Annotated in this window: 18 protein-coding genes; 6 read left to right on the top strand and 12 right to left on the bottom strand. The window is 51.5% G+C overall.

Features of this window, described 5'->3' with window-relative positions:
- Nucleotides 1-419 precede the first annotated feature (419 nt).
- The 4 genes from EF096_RS20495 to EF096_RS19320 all read left to right on the top strand — a co-directional run bounded on the left by EF096_RS20495 (nucleotide 420) and on the right by EF096_RS19320 (nucleotide 3,924).
- Nucleotides 420-917: a hypothetical protein gene (locus EF096_RS20495; RefSeq protein ID WP_158611321.1), complete on the top strand. Its 498-nt coding sequence runs from the start codon at nucleotides 420-422 to the stop codon at nucleotides 915-917.
- Nucleotides 914-2,983: an integrase gene (locus EF096_RS19330; RefSeq protein WP_235869801.1), complete on the top strand. Its 2,070-nt coding sequence runs from the start codon at nucleotides 914-916 to the stop codon at nucleotides 2,981-2,983. Before EF096_RS20495 ends, EF096_RS19330 begins: the two co-directional genes overlap by 4 nt.
- Nucleotides 2,976-3,386 (top strand): hypothetical protein, encoded by a 411-nt coding sequence (locus tag EF096_RS19325; RefSeq protein ID WP_123891393.1) that lies wholly within the window; start codon nucleotides 2,976-2,978, stop codon nucleotides 3,384-3,386. Before EF096_RS19330 ends, EF096_RS19325 begins: the two co-directional genes overlap by 8 nt.
- A 298-nt stretch (nucleotides 3,387-3,684) precedes the next feature.
- A complete protein-coding gene (locus tag EF096_RS19320; protein WP_123891392.1) occupies nucleotides 3,685-3,924 on the top strand; it encodes a type II toxin -antitoxin system TacA 1-like antitoxin in 240 nt (79 codons plus the stop codon).
- Between the two features lie 668 nt (nucleotides 3,925-4,592).
- Here EF096_RS19320 and EF096_RS19315 read toward each other — a convergent pair.
- The 9 genes from EF096_RS19315 to EF096_RS19275 form a co-directional block, all read right to left on the bottom strand.
- Nucleotides 4,593-5,864 (bottom strand): IS4 family transposase, encoded by a 1,272-nt coding sequence (locus EF096_RS19315; protein ID WP_123891385.1) that lies wholly within the window; start codon nucleotides 5,862-5,864, stop codon nucleotides 4,593-4,595.
- A 159-nt stretch (nucleotides 5,865-6,023) separates the two neighbouring features.
- Nucleotides 6,024-6,254, bottom strand: coding sequence for a hexameric tyrosine-coordinated heme protein (locus EF096_RS19310; RefSeq protein WP_123891391.1), 231 nt, complete (start codon nucleotides 6,252-6,254; stop codon nucleotides 6,024-6,026).
- A 559-nt stretch (nucleotides 6,255-6,813) separates the two neighbouring features.
- On the bottom strand, nucleotides 6,814-7,716 hold the full coding sequence (locus EF096_RS19305) for a LysR family transcriptional regulator (RefSeq protein ID WP_123891390.1): 903 nt from the start codon (nucleotides 7,714-7,716) through the stop codon (nucleotides 6,814-6,816).
- Nucleotides 7,710-8,720: a phosphonate dehydrogenase gene (locus EF096_RS19300; RefSeq protein WP_123891389.1), complete on the bottom strand. Its 1,011-nt coding sequence runs from the start codon at nucleotides 8,718-8,720 to the stop codon at nucleotides 7,710-7,712. The genes EF096_RS19305 and EF096_RS19300 overlap by 7 nt, the downstream gene beginning before the upstream one ends.
- Nucleotides 8,721-8,729: 9 nt before the next feature.
- On the bottom strand, nucleotides 8,730-9,557 hold the full coding sequence (gene phnE, locus EF096_RS19295) for a phosphonate ABC transporter, permease protein PhnE (protein WP_123891388.1): 828 nt from the start codon (nucleotides 9,555-9,557) through the stop codon (nucleotides 8,730-8,732).
- 9 nt (nucleotides 9,558-9,566) lie between these two features.
- The gene (gene phnD, locus EF096_RS19290) at nucleotides 9,567-10,427 is read right to left on the bottom strand and encodes a phosphate/phosphite/phosphonate ABC transporter substrate-binding protein (RefSeq protein ID WP_123891387.1); all 861 of its coding nucleotides are present in this window, start codon (nucleotides 10,425-10,427) and stop codon (nucleotides 9,567-9,569) included.
- Nucleotides 10,424-11,275: a phosphonate ABC transporter ATP-binding protein gene (gene phnC, locus EF096_RS19285; RefSeq protein WP_123891386.1), complete on the bottom strand. Its 852-nt coding sequence runs from the start codon at nucleotides 11,273-11,275 to the stop codon at nucleotides 10,424-10,426. The genes phnD and phnC overlap by 4 nt, the downstream gene beginning before the upstream one ends.
- A gap of 413 nt (nucleotides 11,276-11,688) precedes the next feature.
- A complete protein-coding gene (locus EF096_RS19280; protein WP_123891385.1) occupies nucleotides 11,689-12,960 on the bottom strand; it encodes an IS4 family transposase in 1,272 nt (423 codons plus the stop codon).
- A 106-nt stretch (nucleotides 12,961-13,066) separates the two neighbouring features.
- On the bottom strand, nucleotides 13,067-13,606 hold the full coding sequence (locus tag EF096_RS19275; RefSeq protein ID WP_218565815.1) for a Fic/DOC family protein: 540 nt from the start codon (nucleotides 13,604-13,606) through the stop codon (nucleotides 13,067-13,069).
- A 456-nt stretch (nucleotides 13,607-14,062) separates the two neighbouring features.
- Here EF096_RS19275 and EF096_RS19270 point away from each other — a divergent pair, with 456 nt between their 5' ends.
- Nucleotides 14,063-14,584 (top strand): HAD domain-containing protein, encoded by a 522-nt coding sequence (locus EF096_RS19270; protein ID WP_123891384.1) that lies wholly within the window; start codon nucleotides 14,063-14,065, stop codon nucleotides 14,582-14,584.
- A 50-nt stretch (nucleotides 14,585-14,634) separates the two neighbouring features.
- Here EF096_RS19270 and EF096_RS19265 read toward each other — a convergent pair whose 3' ends face one another.
- From EF096_RS19265 to EF096_RS19255, 3 genes are all read right to left on the bottom strand, one after another.
- The gene (locus EF096_RS19265) at nucleotides 14,635-14,988 is read right to left on the bottom strand and encodes a hypothetical protein (RefSeq protein ID WP_123891383.1); all 354 of its coding nucleotides are present in this window, start codon (nucleotides 14,986-14,988) and stop codon (nucleotides 14,635-14,637) included.
- A 329-nt stretch (nucleotides 14,989-15,317) separates the two neighbouring features.
- A complete protein-coding gene (locus EF096_RS19260) occupies nucleotides 15,318-16,004 on the bottom strand; it encodes a metallophosphoesterase (RefSeq protein ID WP_158611320.1) in 687 nt (228 codons plus the stop codon).
- A gap of 207 nt (nucleotides 16,005-16,211) precedes the next feature.
- Entirely contained in the window at nucleotides 16,212-17,051 is an 840-nt protein-coding gene (locus tag EF096_RS19255; protein WP_123891381.1) for a hypothetical protein, read from the bottom strand.
- 100 nt (nucleotides 17,052-17,151) lie between these two features.
- Here EF096_RS19255 and EF096_RS19250 point away from each other — a divergent pair.
- Nucleotides 17,152-17,337 (top strand): transposase (locus tag EF096_RS19250; protein ID WP_148079649.1); only part of this gene is annotated, 186 nt, incomplete at its 3' end.

The following is a 17,337-nucleotide window of genomic DNA, read 5'->3' as shown; positions in this document are numbered from 1 at the left end:
TAAGCGCTTCGATTTCAAATGTCCTATCGAAGTCATGAGCGAAGTGATGCAGAAAGCCTTGGCTATGCAATATGATGCTCCTGCGTCAATTCAATAACCGTGTTGCACTCAGCTCCTGCAACCGCCCTCTCATTTCCGACTCTGATTTTAAAAACCTACCAGTATTTACGGATAAAAATCGCATTAAAGCAGCTATATCCGTGCTTACAGACCACTATAAGCTAGTCCCTTGCCGCAATCTCGACCACCAGCTTTTCCATCTCCGGCCAACTAAAGTCTCTCAAACTCTTGCTTGGCGACCTGGAGGACGTATCGATATCGAGCCGCCTCTCAGCCACCGAACAAATCGCCCAATTCTCGTTAATGCAACCCGGCTCCGACACACCAGAGCTCGCCAACTAGCACGTAAAGGGGTGCCGTTGCATACTTTGTCCCACTGGCTTGGACATACTCAATGGAAGAGCCTACAGGCTTACTACAACGATCCAGCCGAGGACGCACGCAAACTGGATCAAGCTTTAGCGCCTGCTCTTGCACCGCTGGCGATGGCATTTGCTGGCAACCTTATCGACAACGAACAACAGGCTAGTCGTCTCAATGACCCAACAAGCCGACTCGAATTCGCAAAAAGCGGCGAGCTGAAAAACGTCGGTAGCTGCGGTAACCATAGCTATTGCGCCACCACCTCCATACCGATTCCCTGCTATCGTTGCAAGCATTTCGAGCCCCTAGTCTCCGCCCCACACCAAGAGGTACTTGAAGCACTAAAAACCAGGCAGGAAGAAGAAAACCAGTCATTATGCATTGGAGGTGCTAGAAACTTGCTCGTACCTATAGATCTTTCAGCAGACATTCTCGCAGTACAAAACTGTATTCGCCGCTGCGAGGCACGTAAGATAGAACTTGGGCTTATATGATGGCTAAAATTATTCAATTTACGCCAAGGAAAGAGTTAACTGCGCAAGAAAATTTGCATAACCTGATCAAGCTTTCAAAAAAGCACTTGGAACTTTGGGCCGATCAACCAGATTTTTTTTGGGAGAACAATCGCTGGCCTTTACCGTATCACAGCGTAAGGTTCACCAACCATGAGCACCGGAAGCTGCATCCGAGCAAGAAGCCCAAGCCACATCAACTAATGCATCCCGCGTTCGTAGAGTTCGCCAAGGCTTATTTGCGCTACCGTCATACAATTAAACCGCATAAAAACCCAGGTCGAGAGATGACTGCATTTCGGCTACTCGAAATGGTGCTCAAGAACGACATGTCCGTGCCTGATATCACCAAGATAAATCAGCGCCATTTCGATCACGTCGTTGCGATAATACGAACGGAGAAAACGCGACAGCACATTGCTGACGAGATGCTGTATATACTAAGAACACTTTCCGACTTCTTCATTGTTACTGAAGCTGTTCGCTACTGGACACACCCCTATGTCCGGACGGCTTCATACACCTACGCAAACGGCACATATGCGAATGCTGAAAAAAAGGCGGCCAAGCTTCCCGACCAAGATGCTCTCCTTGCCATTGCCAGCGTTTTCAGCCGCGGGCACTCTCAACGATTGGAAGACGCCGATATTTTGGTGACTAGCATTACGTGTATTCTTCTGAGTGTCCCAATGCGGATTAGTGAGACACTAAAGCTGCGCGTAGATTGCCTCCGTCAAGGTGCAGATAAGGATGATAACGTTCAGCATCACCTCAACTATTGGACACCAAAAATAAAAGAATTTATACCTAAGGCGATCCCTACAACTATGGCACCTAACGCAGTAATTGCCATAGAGCGACTAAAGAGCATATCAGAAGAAGGTCGCAGGCTTGCCAGTTACATGGAAGGGAATCCGAACAAGTTCTATCGACACAAGAACTGTCCCGACGTTGCTGATGATCAAGAACTAACACGGCATCAGGTATCAGCTGCGCTAGGCTTCCCTAATCTTAATTCATGCTACGACTTTATTCACAGGCATACCGGCAAATATTCACTTAAGGGGTTCACACTTGACTCACTCTGGCAACTAGTTCTCGCAGAGCATCGCAAGTTGAATCCGCACTTTCCTTACCAAGAACCGATAAATGAAAACCATAAGCCGTTGAAAATGTCTGAGTCACTGATGTGCTTTTTGCGCTTCCAGTTTGGTCTACGAAGCAGCGTATGCCCAGTCCTGCTGGTCCCCTTCAACCAGCACTATTATACAATGCGTTTGAAGGGCTCGGCTCTGCATCATCAAAAAATTATGTGCTTTTTTTCCCGGCACGGCTTTGAGTCGATCAAGCTGAAATCTCACAGTTTGCGCCATCTGCTCAACCGACTTGCGAGGCAAAGCGAGGTGTCTATTGACACCATCACTGCTTGGAGCAGCCGCGCCTCTTCTCATCAAACGCTGACATACCTTAATGATTCCCCCGAAGAAGCGGCTAACAAAAGTTCTGTCTTATTAGGTATGCAGCAAAAACAAAACCATAAGCAGCCAATTACCGATGAAGTAGCGGAGATACACAGCCAAGGACCATTTCATCGTAGCCGGTACGGGTTGTGCCGCAGGTCTTGGCGTGCAGGACCGTGCAACCGCTTCGCTGACTGCCTCAACTGCTCCGAGCTGCTGATATGTAAGGGCGACAAGCTTGTAGCAGAAGCCGTAACCAGAGACCGCGAGCACTTGATCCGTACATACAATGCAGCCAAAGAGGCAGTTGATAGTGGCGAACGAGCAGCCTCACGTTGGTTGCAAGTGGCAGGACCGCAGATCGGACGACTAAGCCAGCTTGTAAACATGCTCAATGATTCGAGCATCCCAAATGGCAGTCCTATAGAATTAGCAGACAGCACTAACTTTAGTCACGAGCAGACCCTTCTTGAGACGAAGTCCTCAGTCGCCGAAGTTAGGCTACTGGATAGAAATGAGCTGGGCATAGAGTATGGCGATGACCTACTGGCCTGCTTTGATTTGTTATGGAACCCAGACGATGTCTAAGACGATCACAGACTCACAGCTTAATAAAATCGCTAAGATGATCCGAAATTGGCCACAGGAAGAGGCATTCAACTGGAACAACATCTGCACTGCCTCAAAAAGTTTTCTGAGCTATGTCCCGACTCGACAAGCGCTCTCCAAAAAGCCAATCGTCAAAAACGCCTACCATGTAAAAAAAGAAGAGCTAAGGAAAGCGATTACAATGGTCAAGGACGTCCCGAGGCCGCAAAGCATGCTGGACGCGATGAACAAAATTGAACGCCTACAGCGGGAGAACGACGCCCTCAGGTCTGAACTAGCAAAGATGGCTGAAATCGCTCAGCGTTTTATATACAACGCTAGCATTGCCGGAATCTCCCAACAAAGATTAATGGCGCCACTTCCGAAAGTCCGACGTGGTTAGGTGGGGCATCATCATCGAACGATGATAGGGAGGGCTAAGCACGGATAGAAGCTCAAGCAAGCCTGCGATAGGTTACCAGTTGGTCCCGTTGCAATCGTGCGGCAGCGATGGACCCTAGTGTACGGGTATAGTATTAGACTAACTCAAAGTTGCGGCGGCGCACGTTACGTCCTGCACGAGAACCGTTCAACCCTAATCGGGCCATGCGACGTAAGTGTTGAGTCCAAATTACACGACACTCTTGGAGGATCTGTTGATTTTTTTCCCATGCAGGTAAATTTAATTACGGTGGTGACAAATGACCGGAGAAACGTCTAATTTCAATATTGTTGTCCGCTCAGACGCGCTTGAAACGATCGAGCTCGCAGCAAGATTGTGTAACCAGTCAGCGTCAGATTTCATGCTCGACGCAGCTTTTTACAAAGCGATTGATACGCTGCTGACTGACAAAGTGGCTTTCTTGTCTGCAGATGCTTATAAGCAAGTTTGCCGCGGCATCCTTTCAGTGAGCGGTACGCAGGCGATTCCTATAAGTTAGGTTTTAGGCTCCTCGAGGCGGAGTGCTGAGCTTGCCAGGTCGCTATACCCCGTGTACGGCCCTTTACTGCAGCGGCCATACCTTTGCGAGGCAGTTGTGGATGGTGCGCTCACGATTAAGTGAGGCGACTTTCTTGCCGCCCCACGTACTTGAGTCAGAAGTATTAGCGCCAAAGAGTGTTCTTACCAGGAGGGCGTATGACCAAGTCGAACTCGGTTGATCGAATCAGTACTGAACGGCTATGCCGCTCAGTTGCGTCTTCGACGGCAATAGAGACTGGGGAGCCAGTGCAGCAGATTGAAGCTCGCTTGGCCAAGGGTGTCAGAAGGTTTCCGAAGCTGAGGTTGGCGCGGTGATTTCTGACGTAGACGTTGGTGCTACAGCTCAATAACGTCGTTTATCAGTCGTTCTATATGGGTGTAGTCGCCGCCCAATGTCATCAACTTAAGCCGCCGATGCCGCAAAAGGCAAGCAGCCCTGGGTTTGGCTTGACCGCTGCGATCGATTTTCACTGCACGCCGAGCGTTTGTCTGGTGGGTCAGCGCTGCTGATGTTAATCCAGCGGTTGTCGAATCGCACCGTCAATCAGTTTTCGCGTTTTACAGGCGAGCGCGTACCGGCCGCTTCTGGCCAGCTGTTTTACGCGGTAGCTCAGGTGGTCGGTGTTATCAGCGCGCCGGCTTGTAACCCTCACAGCCACGACTGGCCGCGCGTTTTCGTTTACGCTCGAAGTTGCGCCCGGGGCGTACGGCGCTTAGGCTGCTGGCCATCAGCGTCAGCACGTTGGACAGCCCAAGCACACAGGGGCGCACCAGCAAGTCGACCAGAGTATTCTTGAGGCGTGAGACCCCTTGTGTGAAGTTGGCTTTCCAGCGCAGCTTGCGATTTTTGTGGCGCTGCTCGATGACCGGTTGCAGCAGATGTTGCATCAGCAGTGCCAGATTCTTCAGTAGTTGTCCGGCATAAAAGTCCTGCTTCACTGCCGTCACGCTGCGCCCACTGAAGTTGTCCAGACCCAGGGTCTGTTTGATGCGACGGTAGTCGGTTTCGATACCCCAGCGACGATGGTAAAGATCTGCAAACACGTCGGCCGGGAAGGTTTTCCGATCCAGCAAGGAGGTCAGCAGCACCTCGCTTTCGCCGCCCGGCAGCTCGACCCGGATCAGTCGCAACCGGATCGGACGTCCGGGGTCGACGCCGGCCTCTGTGCAGAACAGGCGCGCCTCGGGGTGGTTGGCAGTGAAGAGCTGCGTGTCATCGGTCTGTCCCGACTGGAGAAACTGTCTAACCTGCGCGTTGTAGCCGCAAGGTAGACGCATCAGAAAATGCCGCTTCTGCTGCTCGAATAGTGCGAACAGCCAGTGTCCGGGGTAGCCGCGATCAAACAGCGTCAGGCTGTCAGCGGGCACATGGTCGAGATGTAAGTGAGCACAATCGCGCTCGCCGACCTGGAAGGGCACGATCAGGCTATGTAGAGTCTGACCGTCGGCGACATCGTAGAGCGTGGAAAAGCGTGCAACGGGGAACTCGCAGTGGCTGCCGAAAAAGCGAGTCACAGCCTGCTCCAACGGCAAGTGAACGGTCGAACCATCCACGGCGAGTATCCGTAGTCCACGCCATGTCTGGCGCAGCCCAAGGCTGTCGATCTGTTGCTGGAGGTGTTGATTGAGGTCGGCAAACACCTCGGGCTTGAGCTTGTTGCGTGCCTTGCTGAAGGCTTGCGCAGTGACGACTTGGGTCTCGACTGAGGACTGATTGAGCACGCGATAAAACTGATCTAGCTCGGTTTGCAAGGCAGTGCGCGGCTGGTTGAGCAAGAATAGGACGAGGTTCTTGAAGGTCAATTGACGACGGCGGGTAAAGTCTTGAGGGCGTTGGCGGTAGGTATCAATAAAGACGGGGCAATCAAGCTTGTTGGTTATTTTTTTTACAATTTTCAAGCATGACTTGCTGGGCAGTGTCAAACGGTGTGTTTTGAGGGGGCAAAGTTACTTTTCCTATGCGCTGATTTGAGTGCTAATTATATGATATTTATAGGAAAATTGCTTAAGTTGATGACATTGGTCGTGGGGCAAAGACGTTATCGTTGCCTTTCTTGGTTACTTCTTCCAGTAATTATTTGCCGCAGCCACTGTCTGGAAGTTTATAGCGATAACTTGGGACGCAGCGGTAAGCTCATGCGCGTCATTGGCGTACTCAGGCCGCAGTTTATGTAGGACCTCTGGGTCCGGTTGGGTATATTTTACGCCGCGACGGCTCAGTGTTATTGCGAGCTCAAAACCTTCTTGCGGCGTATTTGTGGAGAGTGTGGTTAGCCATTGGTCAGCCATAATCTAATCCTCCTACTTAAGAGAAAATGCCTATAGCAGATTATAGCGTCTCACCGCGATTTCACAGGGCAGAGGTGTCAACGCCTCGATGCTTGGGTCGTACAACACCAACCCACAGAGAACAGGCCGTATAAAACCGTATCAAAGCAGCACTTTACAGCATCGTACCGGTCATCTCTATCAACTCACTTGAACGGGGGTGCCTTCCCTTACGTCAGCAGAGGTCGTGGTGCAAAACAATCCCAGTCAGCACCTCTACCGACCTACTCAATCTGAGTGAGGCGCGGTATTTGCGTATCTGAGTTAGCAACACCCAGAAACGACAAAGCCCCGATTTACGGGGCTTTGTCGTTGAATAGTGGCGGAGGATCAGTCCGCCTTTATGAATTCTGTAAAAACCCACAGAACTCCACCAGACCATAGGCGACACATGGCTTTCAGCCTAATATCACTCTGCGAGCATCCACTATTATCTACCCGTTTCCGAAACCAAGTGGGGGAACAAAACATTGGGCGGAGTGTTTTCTTATAGGCAAGCTAAATCCCAAACAAGACGTTATCACAGCTCAGGTGTTGCCAATGTGCAGGAGCTAACTTCCGACTCATTAAGCAAGTGACTGACAAAACCCGGCAACTGATCCGATTTAGCCGGGTTTTCACGCCAGACGACCATCAGCTCCTTATCCAGACCCGCCCCGCTGAACGGGACGGCACACAAACTGCCTGACCCAACCTCTTCTGTTACGGCGGAAGCCAGCACCAGCGAAACCCCCAGCCCCGCTTTGACTGCCTGCTTAACCGCTTCCGTACTGCCCAGTTGCATTGACACTCCGGGGATGGCGCTTTTATCAGCAAAATAACGATCCAGCAGCCGGCCCGTACCGGTGCCAGACTCCCCCCCAATCAGTTCCATACCAGCCAGATGCTCTGGGCCCACCTCATAAAGTTCCGCATAGGAGTGCGTCGGAGGCACTATCAGCACCAGCGGCTCCTTTCTCCAACTTCGGACCTGAAAGCCGGTTTGAGGCTGCCACCACTCCATGACGGCCACATCCAGCTCTGCATTCCCCAACTTCTGCGCAATAGCTGGATTACTACCGATTACCAGCTCTAGATCAGGGTTGTACTCTGCGGTAACGAACGAGCGCACATAGGGCGGCAGCATATAGATGCCGATATTCGAACTTGCTCCCACGCGCAGGTCCCGACCCTTGATTGCACGCACTGCACGATCATTCAGCTTCAACATGCTTTCGGCAAAAGGCAACAGCAGCAGCGCCTCGGGCGTTGGCTGACAACCAGCGCGCCCGCGCACAACCAGCCCCACCTGAAGTTGCTCCTCCAGCTTCTGAACATGTTGCGTCACCGTCGGCTGGGCGATACCCAGCCGGTCTGCGGTGGTCTGGAAATTCCTGTACTGAAACAAGGCGACCAGCGTCTTGAGCCAGACCAGATTCAGCATGCAAGCTCTCCAACCTTGGCAAGCCGATTGGCAGCGTCTTGCGGTATATCACCCCGCAGCACCTGTAGTATGTTTTCTGCAGCCCTGCGCTCGATTGCCATGCGCACCCGGCTGACCGCCGAGCCTATGTGCGCACTGAACAATGTATTCGGATGCGCCAGCAAATCCGCGTTGATCGTGCGCGGCCGCTCATCCCTGGCCCAGTCCTCCATTTCAAATACATCCGCCGCATATCCTCCCAAGTGGCCACTGCGCAATGCGTCCAACACCGCCTGTTCATCCGCCACCGAGCCCCTGCAGGGATTAACCAGAAACGCACCCGCCTTCATTAGAGCAAGGCGACTCGCATTGATCGTATGCAGGGTGTAGGAATTGAGTGCCAGCGCCAGGATTACGATATCGGATGTTTCCAGCAGCGCTTCAAGCGAACAGAATTCAATGTTTAACGCAGCCTCTTCATCAGAGCCCAACGCCTGCGGCTCACTGTACTGGACTCGTGCGCCCCAGCCCTTAAGCCGTTGCGCCAGCGCTTTGCCGATCGCTCCCATACCGACGATGCCTACAGTCGACCCCTCTATGCCCAACCCATAGAACTGCGGCGTCCAACCCTGAAAATCACCCGACCTGACATACTCATCAGCGGCTTTGATTTGCCTCACCAATCCGATAGTCAGCCCAACGGTCAGTTCGGCCGTTGGCACGGTAAGCAGGTCCGGTACAAAGGTCAGCCATACATCCCGTTGCGTACAGGCCTGCACATCAAAATTGTCGAACCCTTTCAGCGCCGCGCCGACAATCTTGAGTTGCGGGCAAGCATCGAGAAAATCAGCGTCGATACGGTCAGGCATGAACGCCATCATAGCCTGCGCACTGCTAACCCGGCGCAACACCTCATCCCGGGGCAGCGTCTCGGTAGTTTGGTTGGTTATCAACTCGCAATGCGGAGCGAGTAACTGAAGGGTTTCGTCATGCACTTTATGGGTTATTACGACACGTGGTTTCATATTCAGCTCTTACTTGAATGATTTGCGCAGAAAGCCGCTAAGTGCATCCACCAGCGTTACCATCAGCAGTATGACTAGCAAGATCGCGAGCACTTCCTGGTATTGCATGATTCGCAAAGAGCCCATCAGCTCAAAGCCGATCCCCCCAGCGCCGACCATGCCCATCACTGTGGAAGCGCGGAAGTTGTATTCCCAGCGGTAGATTGAAACATCCGCAAACTGCGGCAGGACCTGAGGCAATACGGCATGGAAAAGCACCTGCAGTCGCGTGGCGCCAGCAGCCCGAGCGGCTTCCACTGGCGCTTCATCCACATGCTCTATGGCTTCGGCAAAAAACTTGCCGACCATGCCAATTGAATGCAGCCCGAGCGCCAGCACGCCTGGCAAGGCCCCAAAACCAACCGCCGCTACAAAGATGATGCCCATGATCAGCTCGGGCACCGACCGCAGTCCGTTCAGCACAACCCGCGTCAACTGAAACACCACCGGATGCGGCGACGTGTTGCGCGCCGCCAGAAACGTCAGCGGCAAAGACAGGCTGACAGCAATTGCGGTTCCCGCGATGCTCATCGCCAAGGTATCGATCAATGGCGAAAACCAGTTTGCCGCATTACTGAAATCAGGAGGAAAGGACTCTCCGGCCAGGGTCATAATGGCCGGCACACCCTGGGCTAGGGTGTCAAAGTCCAATAAATTCACATACCAGCTGGCAACCAGCACCACACCGAGAACCGCAGCGGCTTGTGCCAGCTTGCGCTTCCAGCCCCGACCATAATCAGTCAGCACCTGTTGGCGATCAGCCGTCTCTGTCAACGCAACGCTCGAATGAACGCTCATAACCGCTCCTTACATGGTGGCGAAATCGAGCCCAAGCAGGCTACCCATATCGCGGATGATGTCGTAATCGGCGTCCTCGATCGGAGCAAAACCCTCGGCCTTGAAGCTCTCTAAAACGGTCGGATCGTCCAGATTGACAAAAGCGTTCTTGATGCTGGCCTTGAGATCGGCGTCGAGATTCGAGCGCATGGCCCAGGGGTATTGCGGGTACTCTCCGCTGTAACCCAGCACCTTGACCTTGGCCGGGTCGATCAGACCAGTCTCTAATACGTGCTTAAAGATCACCTCTGACAGCCCACCAGCGTCGGCATTGCCATTGGCTACGTTCACCGCCACCGCATCATGGCTGCCCACAAAATGTTGCTGATAGTCCTCGTCGGCTTTCAACCCAGCCTCCACCAGCACCGTTTTGGGGATCAGGTGACTGGAGGTTGAAGCACGGTCGCCGTAGACCATCTTCTTGTCTTTCAGGTCCGCGTAGGATTCCACTCCCGAATCAACGTTGGCGATCAATACAGAACGGTAGGTAGGCTTGCCATCGACAAGCATTGCGGCAAAAGGCTCGATTTCACTTTTGCTCTTCGCCAGGACGTAGGACAAGGGACCGAAATAGGCCAGATCAATCCGGCCAAAACGCATCGCCTCGATCATGGACGAGTAATCCGTGGTGACGATCAGCTGGACCTTCTTGTCCAGCGTGCTTTCAAGATAGTCCTTCAATGGCTGGTTGCGTTTGATCAACTCTGACGCGTTTTCATCGGGTAGCAGTGCCACCTTGAGGGTGTCCGGATTGGCATCCGCAGCCAGTGTGGAACTCGCACCCGCGACAAAAATACTTGCGGCCAGCACTATTTTGTTAAGCAGTTTCATTGAGCAATCTCCAGCTTTGTAACAGAGTGAAGGTGGGGGGCAGGGTTCGCATTTCCAGGGCAGGCGTCAGCTGCCAGGGTGTTGGCCTTTTCAGGAGCCGCGTAGATGCGCGCAAGCTGGGCCTCATTCAATTCACCCGCTGCGCCATCAAAAACGATATGGGAGTTGGCCAGTCCGATAATGCGGTCGGCAAAACGCTGGGCATATTCAAGTTGATGCAGAGACACCACGGCAGTGATGCCATCTTCCTGGCAGATACGCTTGAGTAACGACAACACTATTTCCGAGGTGGCCGGGTCCAGACTGGCAACGGGCTCATCGGCCAGAATCATGCTAGGTTCCTGGGCTAGTGCGCGGGCAATGCCCACCCGTTGCTGCTGCCCGCCGGAGAGTTGATCGACGCGCATCAGTGCCTTGTCGGCCAAACCCACGCGGTCGAGACAATGCAGAGCCAGATCAAGGTCATGCCGGGGCAAGGGGAACAGACTGCGCCACGTACTGTGATAGGCCAGCCGGCCCGTTAGCACGTTAGCCAGCGCCGTGTGACGTAGGATCAGCTGATGATGCTGAAATACCATAGCGGTCTTGCGCCGGTGGTTACGTAGGCCAATTCGCGCATCAAGCGGCCCAAATTCGCTGGATACCACCCGCCCGCTGGACGGCTGTACTAGATGGTTGAGTGTGCGTAACAAGGTTGACTTGCCCGCACCGGACAAACCCAGCAGCACAGTGAATTCGCCGTGAGCAAAACTCACGGAAGTCGAACGCAGCGCCACAACGCCCCCTGGGTAGGTGACACCCAACCCTTCTACCCTGAGAACAGAATTCGTCACATGTTCCGGTGCCATATGATCACCTTTAGCAATGTTACGACCCGCTTTATTGCGAATCAGAATTCAACACTAAGGTAATTAAATGACGATGGCGTGACGCTGAAGTGACAATTCGGATAACAAGTAGAGCTATTACAGCAAAAACGCTGTAAACCCTTGAGTTATATGGCGCAGCGGACGGGGCTCGAACCCAATGTCATCAACTTAAGCCGCCGATGCCGCAAAAGGCAAGCAGCCCTGGGTTTGGCTTGACCGCTGCGATCGATTTTCACTGCACGCCGAGCGTTTGTCTGGTGGGTCAGCGCTGCTGATGTTAATCCAGCGGTTGTCGAATCGCACCGTCAATCAGTTTTCGCGTTTTACAGGCGAGCGCGTACCGGCCGCTTCTGGCCAGCTGTTTTACGCGGTAGCTCAGGTGGTCGGTGTTATCAGCGCGCCGGCTTGTAACCCTCACAGCCACGACTGGCCGCGCGTTTTCGTTTACGCTCGAAGTTGCGCCCGGGGCGTACGGCGCTTAGGCTGCTGGCCATCAGCGTCAGCACGTTGGACAGCCCAAGCACACAGGGGCGCACCAGCAAGTCGACCAGAGTATTCTTGAGGCGTGAGACCCCTTGTGTGAAGTTGGCTTTCCAGCGCAGCTTGCGATTTTTGTGGCGCTGCTCGATGACCGGTTGCAGCAGATGTTGCATCAGCAGTGCCAGATTCTTCAGTAGTTGTCCGGCATAAAAGTCCTGCTTCACTGCCGTCACGCTGCGCCCACTGAAGTTGTCCAGACCCAGGGTCTGTTTGATGCGACGGTAGTCGGTTTCGATACCCCAGCGACGATGGTAAAGATCTGCAAACACGTCGGCCGGGAAGGTTTTCCGATCCAGCAAGGAGGTCAGCAGCACCTCGCTTTCGCCGCCCGGCAGCTCGACCCGGATCAGTCGCAACCGGATCGGACGTCCGGGGTCGACGCCGGCCTCTGTGCAGAACAGGCGCGCCTCGGGGTGGTTGGCAGTGAAGAGCTGCGTGTCATCGGTCTGTCCCGACTGGAGAAACTGTCTAACCTGCGCGTTGTAGCCGCAAGGTAGACGCATCAGAAAATGCCGCTTCTGCTGCTCGAATAGTGCGAACAGCCAGTGTCCGGGGTAGCCGCGATCAAACAGCGTCAGGCTGTCAGCGGGCACATGGTCGAGATGTAAGTGAGCACAATCGCGCTCGCCGACCTGGAAGGGCACGATCAGGCTATGTAGAGTCTGACCGTCGGCGACATCGTAGAGCGTGGAAAAGCGTGCAACGGGGAACTCGCAGTGGCTGCCGAAAAAGCGAGTCACAGCCTGCTCCAACGGCAAGTGAACGGTCGAACCATCCACGGCGAGTATCCGTAGTCCACGCCATGTCTGGCGCAGCCCAAGGCTGTCGATCTGTTGCTGGAGGTGTTGATTGAGGTCGGCAAACACCTCGGGCTTGAGCTTGTTGCGTGCCTTGCTGAAGGCTTGCGCAGTGACGACTTGGGTCTCGACTGAGGACTGATTGAGCACGCGATAAAACTGATCTAGCTCGGTTTGCAAGGCAGTGCGCGGCTGGTTGAGCAAGAATAGGACGAGGTTCTTGAAGGTCAATTGACGACGGCGGGTAAAGTCTTGAGGGCGTTGGCGGTAGGTATCAATAAAGACGGGGCAATCAAGCTTGTTGGTTATTTTTTTTACAATTTTCAAGCATGACTTGCTGGGCAGTGTCAAACGGTGTGTTTTGAGGGGGCAAAGTTACTTTTCCTATGCGCTGATTTGAGTGCTAATTATATGATATTTATAGGAAAATTGCTTAAGTTGATGACATTGAGTCGCCGCCAGCTCCTGCCTGGATCGCCTTGAAATAGAACTCTTTGTTTTCCACCCATACGCCGTAGTCTAGCGGTGCACCTCCAGCCTCTACTGCCATGACGTCAAGAAGCAATCGTGATAGGCGGCCGTTGCCGTCACGGAAGGGGTGTATCAGCACCAGCTCTACATGGCTTCCAGCGAGGAAACGAACGAGTTGGTCTCTCGGCATCTCTGGCAATTGCGCAAAAGATTTTAGGAAGTCCAGTTCGAACTGCTTTGACAGTCTGGATAGCTGCGCCGTCGCGGCGAATTGAAATCCATTTTTGCTCAAATTGACCGAGCGCAGCTCCCCTGCCCAGTCATACAGACTGCCGAGCCATTGCTGATGCCACCGTATAATATTTTGAAAGGTTAGGTTCTTCAGAGGCTGTTTAAAAACGTGTTTATACAGCTCGAAAAGGAGTTCGGCTTCAGCGTCGTCGATATCTCGTTTTGACGTCAGATTTAGTTTGTTCGGCAGTATTAATGTATCTACTGGCATATGGAGATTGCCGTGTTCGACCGTGGAGTCATGTGTCGTTCGCCTCTCTCGATTCTTTTTTTTGCTAAAACAGATAAGTTAGGTGGATGCATTACTCTCGCTCTAAAGCCGGCAATGAATTAAATTACAATAGAACACTATTTGTTGGTGGCGCAAGCGAGATAGCGTTTCTGTGCTTCACAAACAGTTAGCCGTGAGGGTGACTGTACATTATCCGTAGCTTGGTGCTGGGGTGATTGTTCAGTAGCGTACAGATATCACTTTGTATTAAGCTATGATCAGTTAATGGATTGATCTGCATGTCAGCAATGACATTAGTTGAGTTGTACTGGTAACGTTATGCTTCGAATACTCAGGCTCCCAATAAGCTTGAGACCTATATACGTGGCCTGGCACTGCGATGCTGTTAATGAGTAACTGTGAAAACCGTATTCAAATAAATCAAAGGTAAGTGAGATGTTGCTGTTTCTGGATTACGACGGAGTCCTCCACCCCGATGATGTTGTTCTTAGGAGCGACGGCAGTGTCGAGTTGCGAGCGCTAGGTGATCTCTTCATGTGGGCGCCAATATTGGCAGAAACGATTTCTGATCTTGATCTCCAGGTTGTGCTATCCACCAGCTGGGTCAGGCAGCTTGGTTTCAAGCGAGCGCTCAAAGCACTGCCAAAACAGTTGGCATCTAAAGTGGTGGGTGCCACTTGGCACTCTGCGATGAAACTAAGCGGATCGGGTCATATCCTTTGGGACGAGCAAAGCCGCTACGAGCAGATTGATTCTTATTTGAAACGCTTAACCTCCAGTCAAAAATGGTTGGCAAGCGATGATGACGCAGCTGGTTGGCCTGACGACAAGTTTGATCATTTGGTGCTGACGGTTCCCAGCCTAGGGCTTTCTGACGCGGGCGTTAGACAAGAGTTAGCGCTTCGCTTGCTTGAGAACAGCAAAACAGTGCTGCCGGACGATCGTAAAATACCTTAAAACGCTCAGCCGTTTTTCTTAAGGCGTCAGGAGTTTTTTTATTTCATCAGTTACATCGGTTGCTCCAAGCTTTTAATTCGATGCCAGGTTTCGTGCAAAGCGTTAAGGTCTCCCGATTTGATTATCTCCAAAGGAGTACGACCATTAAAGAACGTGTTGTTGTTACGCATTCTCATGAATCCGTGCTGGTTGGCTGGATTAAGGAATACTAAGCGGAGAGTTGCATGTATATTTAGGATCACGCTGATACGATAATTTTGCTCCTCGGTTATATCTTTTCGCGCTCTACCTTTAGTGATAACACCCAGGTCAAATCCGAGAATAACGAAGCTTTCTGGTTCGCGCCCCCCCCCACAGTTGCAAAATTTCAATAGCCACACCCAAGGCAGTACGTGTTTCTTCATCAGAAAACACCAAGCGGTCGCTCGGCGAGAACTGTTTGCTCATGTTTTTTGGACTCCGCGAGGAATTAATAGGTGAAAATCTGGGCGAGCACGTTTTGAAAAACGTAATGGCAACATTAGTCGGAACCAAATACCATAATTAAAAGATATATTATTTTACATTAACACCACCATACCTTGGCACATCTTCATTTTATACTAATTACTTAAAACCACCTTCACAGTTAATGAGACCGAGCTTTCACCTCGCCACCGCTATGAGTTTTCTTCAAAAACTTACCTAACTCGCCTTAGCTCTCTATTGTAATTCTGTGCAGAACAATAGGCTATCAGCGTTGACTGACCATACCGATCAGATCGCATGCGGACAAAATTGTGGGTCGTCCAGTAGTATCCAGTGTGTCAATCCAAATCTGATTTCCCCGAATCAGAGTATTTCTTCCGATGTGCCCAGAAACAACCACATCAACCTCGCTGACCATAGCTCCTCCGGCTCGTGATTTAGACCAATCCCAAGTGCACTTTTTGGCCAGTTCGGAGGAAAAAGGCTCCGTCTTCCATTTTCTCCAAGAATCAAAAGGAGATTGGGCATGTACAATGCCGATGACGCCTTGACTAGTTTGCAAGCTGATAGCGAGAGGAAACTGTCGTTCTATCTCTTGCATCAAGCGTTGATGTTCGGCACGAGAAAGACTGTCTGCCCATTCACCGCCCAAGCCACGCCTTTTATTTACTAATTTTGAATCCCGGTAGCTGGCCCAAAACAACAATTCGTGATTTCCAATTACACTATAGTATTGAGGGCTATTGAGTACGAAGTTTAGAGCTTTGAGCGAATCAGGACCACGATCAATCAAGTCGCCAACAAATATCAGTCGGTCTACCTTGGGATCAAAATCAATTTCAAGAAGCATCGATTGCAAGATATCTATCTGCCCATGTATGTCTGAGCATATCCAGTCGTCGCCCACCGTGTTGGTAGCTAAAATTTTGTGCGTAACTAGTCTATTTTGCATTCGACCTCGGCTGAACCGTGACATACTTATGAATAGCTCCCCTATACAGAAAGTCAGTCACACCATAGAGTTTTTAGCATAATTTTTTAATTCAGAAAAATATGATGCCGCATTTCGGAACTATCCTACCCAGAGTAATGTTTAATTATCAGCTTCAACCGGACGTAAAATTTAAGCGAATGGGTGTGAACGAAATAGCTTTGCATATCATTTTACAAGCTCAAGTATCGCATTTTCCGTCGTTAAGCCTGTTCGGATCAGCGTGGCGAACGTATTTAATGCGGCAAGCGGATCCTGTCCTTCCCATGTATTCTCTATGAAAATGGCCGCCGCCTTATGGATATCTTGTTCTTCAATTCCTTGGCTACGGACTCCCAAGAACATTTTTATAACTTCATCACCTTTCGTAAACTCATCTATTCCGAACTTCGAATTGAACACCATCGCTATAGAACCTGCGATGTGAAATTCTGGCCGGGACCAGTCGTTACGCAACTTTGCACCCTGACAGGCTGCTTCTAACTGCTTACGAATTTTTGTAGGGATCGTCGCAGTCGCTTTCTCTTGACTATAATAAGTACGGCTGGCTAGAGCCGCAGCGTCTCTTGTGACTTTCCACATAATGAACCACATTTGAGCCACGCTGTAAGTGCGCAAACCGTTGCGTATAATATCCTCGATTTTCTGGATAGACTCTATATCAAAATATTGATTATGAAGCGAGCATTGATAGTCCATATACCTCATAACGTCGGCGACGGCAAAATCAAGCCATAGATTGCTCAGTGCGTCTGCGTCCGAGAACTTCCTATCAAATATCTCGCTGATTGCTCCTGGTTCCGTCCCGAGATTTATATCGGGCGGCAAGAAATAACGAGCCGTTGATTTCTTTATCAGTAATTTCCCATTTTCTACAGAATAAGTCCCATACGGGGCTTCAGTGGGATCATCTAACAGCACTTCTCTAATATGTAAACGGTCAACAAAATTAGTCGCCCCGAAAGGCGTCAGCTGCTCACAATCTCTAAGAAAGAATGTTCCTTGCATCAATCGCGGACCAATAAGGGCGCTTAAAGCTTGCAATATGAATAGCCCCTAGTTTCGTAGACACCTCCAGGCCTTATAATCAAGGCACCTAGGAGGTCCAATGAGCAACTCACGCTACACCGAAGAATTCAAAATTGAAGCCGTCAAACAGGTGGCTGGCCGAGGCCACTCTGTTGCCGAGGTCGCCGCCCGATTGGGTGTGTCAGGCCACAGTCTTTATCAGTGGATCAAGCGCTACTCCAAGCCCACGGAGCAGCGGCAGCAGGACGATGAGCTTCAGGCCGAG

Origin of the sequence: Pseudomonas neustonica (assembly GCF_003797945.1) — a bacterium.
Lineage (GTDB): Bacteria > Pseudomonadota > Gammaproteobacteria > Pseudomonadales > Pseudomonadaceae > Halopseudomonas > Halopseudomonas neustonica.
This window is presented reverse-complemented; position numbering and strand designations above follow the sequence as displayed.

Excerpts from the sequence above, each read along its gene's own strand:
- phnE (WP_123891388.1), bottom strand. The coding sequence starts at position 9,557 with ATGAGCGTTCATTCGAGCGTTGCGTTGACAGAGACGGCTGATCGCCAA.
- EF096_RS19260 (WP_158611320.1), bottom strand. The coding sequence starts at position 16,004 with ATGCAAAATAGACTAGTTACGCACAAAATTTTAGCTACCAACACGGTG.
- EF096_RS19255 (WP_123891381.1), bottom strand. The coding sequence starts at position 17,051 with ATGCAAGGAACATTCTTTCTTAGAGATTGTGAGCAGCTGACGCCTTTC.
- phnC (WP_123891386.1), bottom strand. The coding sequence starts at position 11,275 with ATGGCACCGGAACATGTGACGAATTCTGTTCTCAGGGTAGAAGGGTTG.
- EF096_RS19325 (WP_123891393.1), top strand. The coding sequence starts at position 2,976 with ATGTCTAAGACGATCACAGACTCACAGCTTAATAAAATCGCTAAGATG.
- EF096_RS19300 (WP_123891389.1), bottom strand. The coding sequence starts at position 8,720 with ATGAAACCACGTGTCGTAATAACCCATAAAGTGCATGACGAAACCCTT.
- EF096_RS19305 (WP_123891390.1), bottom strand. The coding sequence starts at position 7,716 with ATGCTGAATCTGGTCTGGCTCAAGACGCTGGTCGCCTTGTTTCAGTAC.
- EF096_RS19265 (WP_123891383.1), bottom strand. The coding sequence starts at position 14,988 with ATGAAGAAACACGTACTGCCTTGGGTGTGGCTATTGAAATTTTGCAAC.
- EF096_RS19320 (WP_123891392.1), top strand. The coding sequence starts at position 3,685 with ATGACCGGAGAAACGTCTAATTTCAATATTGTTGTCCGCTCAGACGCG.
- EF096_RS19330 (WP_235869801.1), top strand. The coding sequence starts at position 914 with ATGATGGCTAAAATTATTCAATTTACGCCAAGGAAAGAGTTAACTGCG.
- EF096_RS19270 (WP_123891384.1), top strand. The coding sequence starts at position 14,063 with ATGTTGCTGTTTCTGGATTACGACGGAGTCCTCCACCCCGATGATGTT.
- EF096_RS19310 (WP_123891391.1), bottom strand. The coding sequence starts at position 6,254 with ATGGCTGACCAATGGCTAACCACACTCTCCACAAATACGCCGCAAGAA.
- phnD (WP_123891387.1), bottom strand. The coding sequence starts at position 10,427 with ATGAAACTGCTTAACAAAATAGTGCTGGCCGCAAGTATTTTTGTCGCG.
- EF096_RS19275 (WP_218565815.1), bottom strand. The coding sequence starts at position 13,606 with ATGCCAGTAGATACATTAATACTGCCGAACAAACTAAATCTGACGTCA.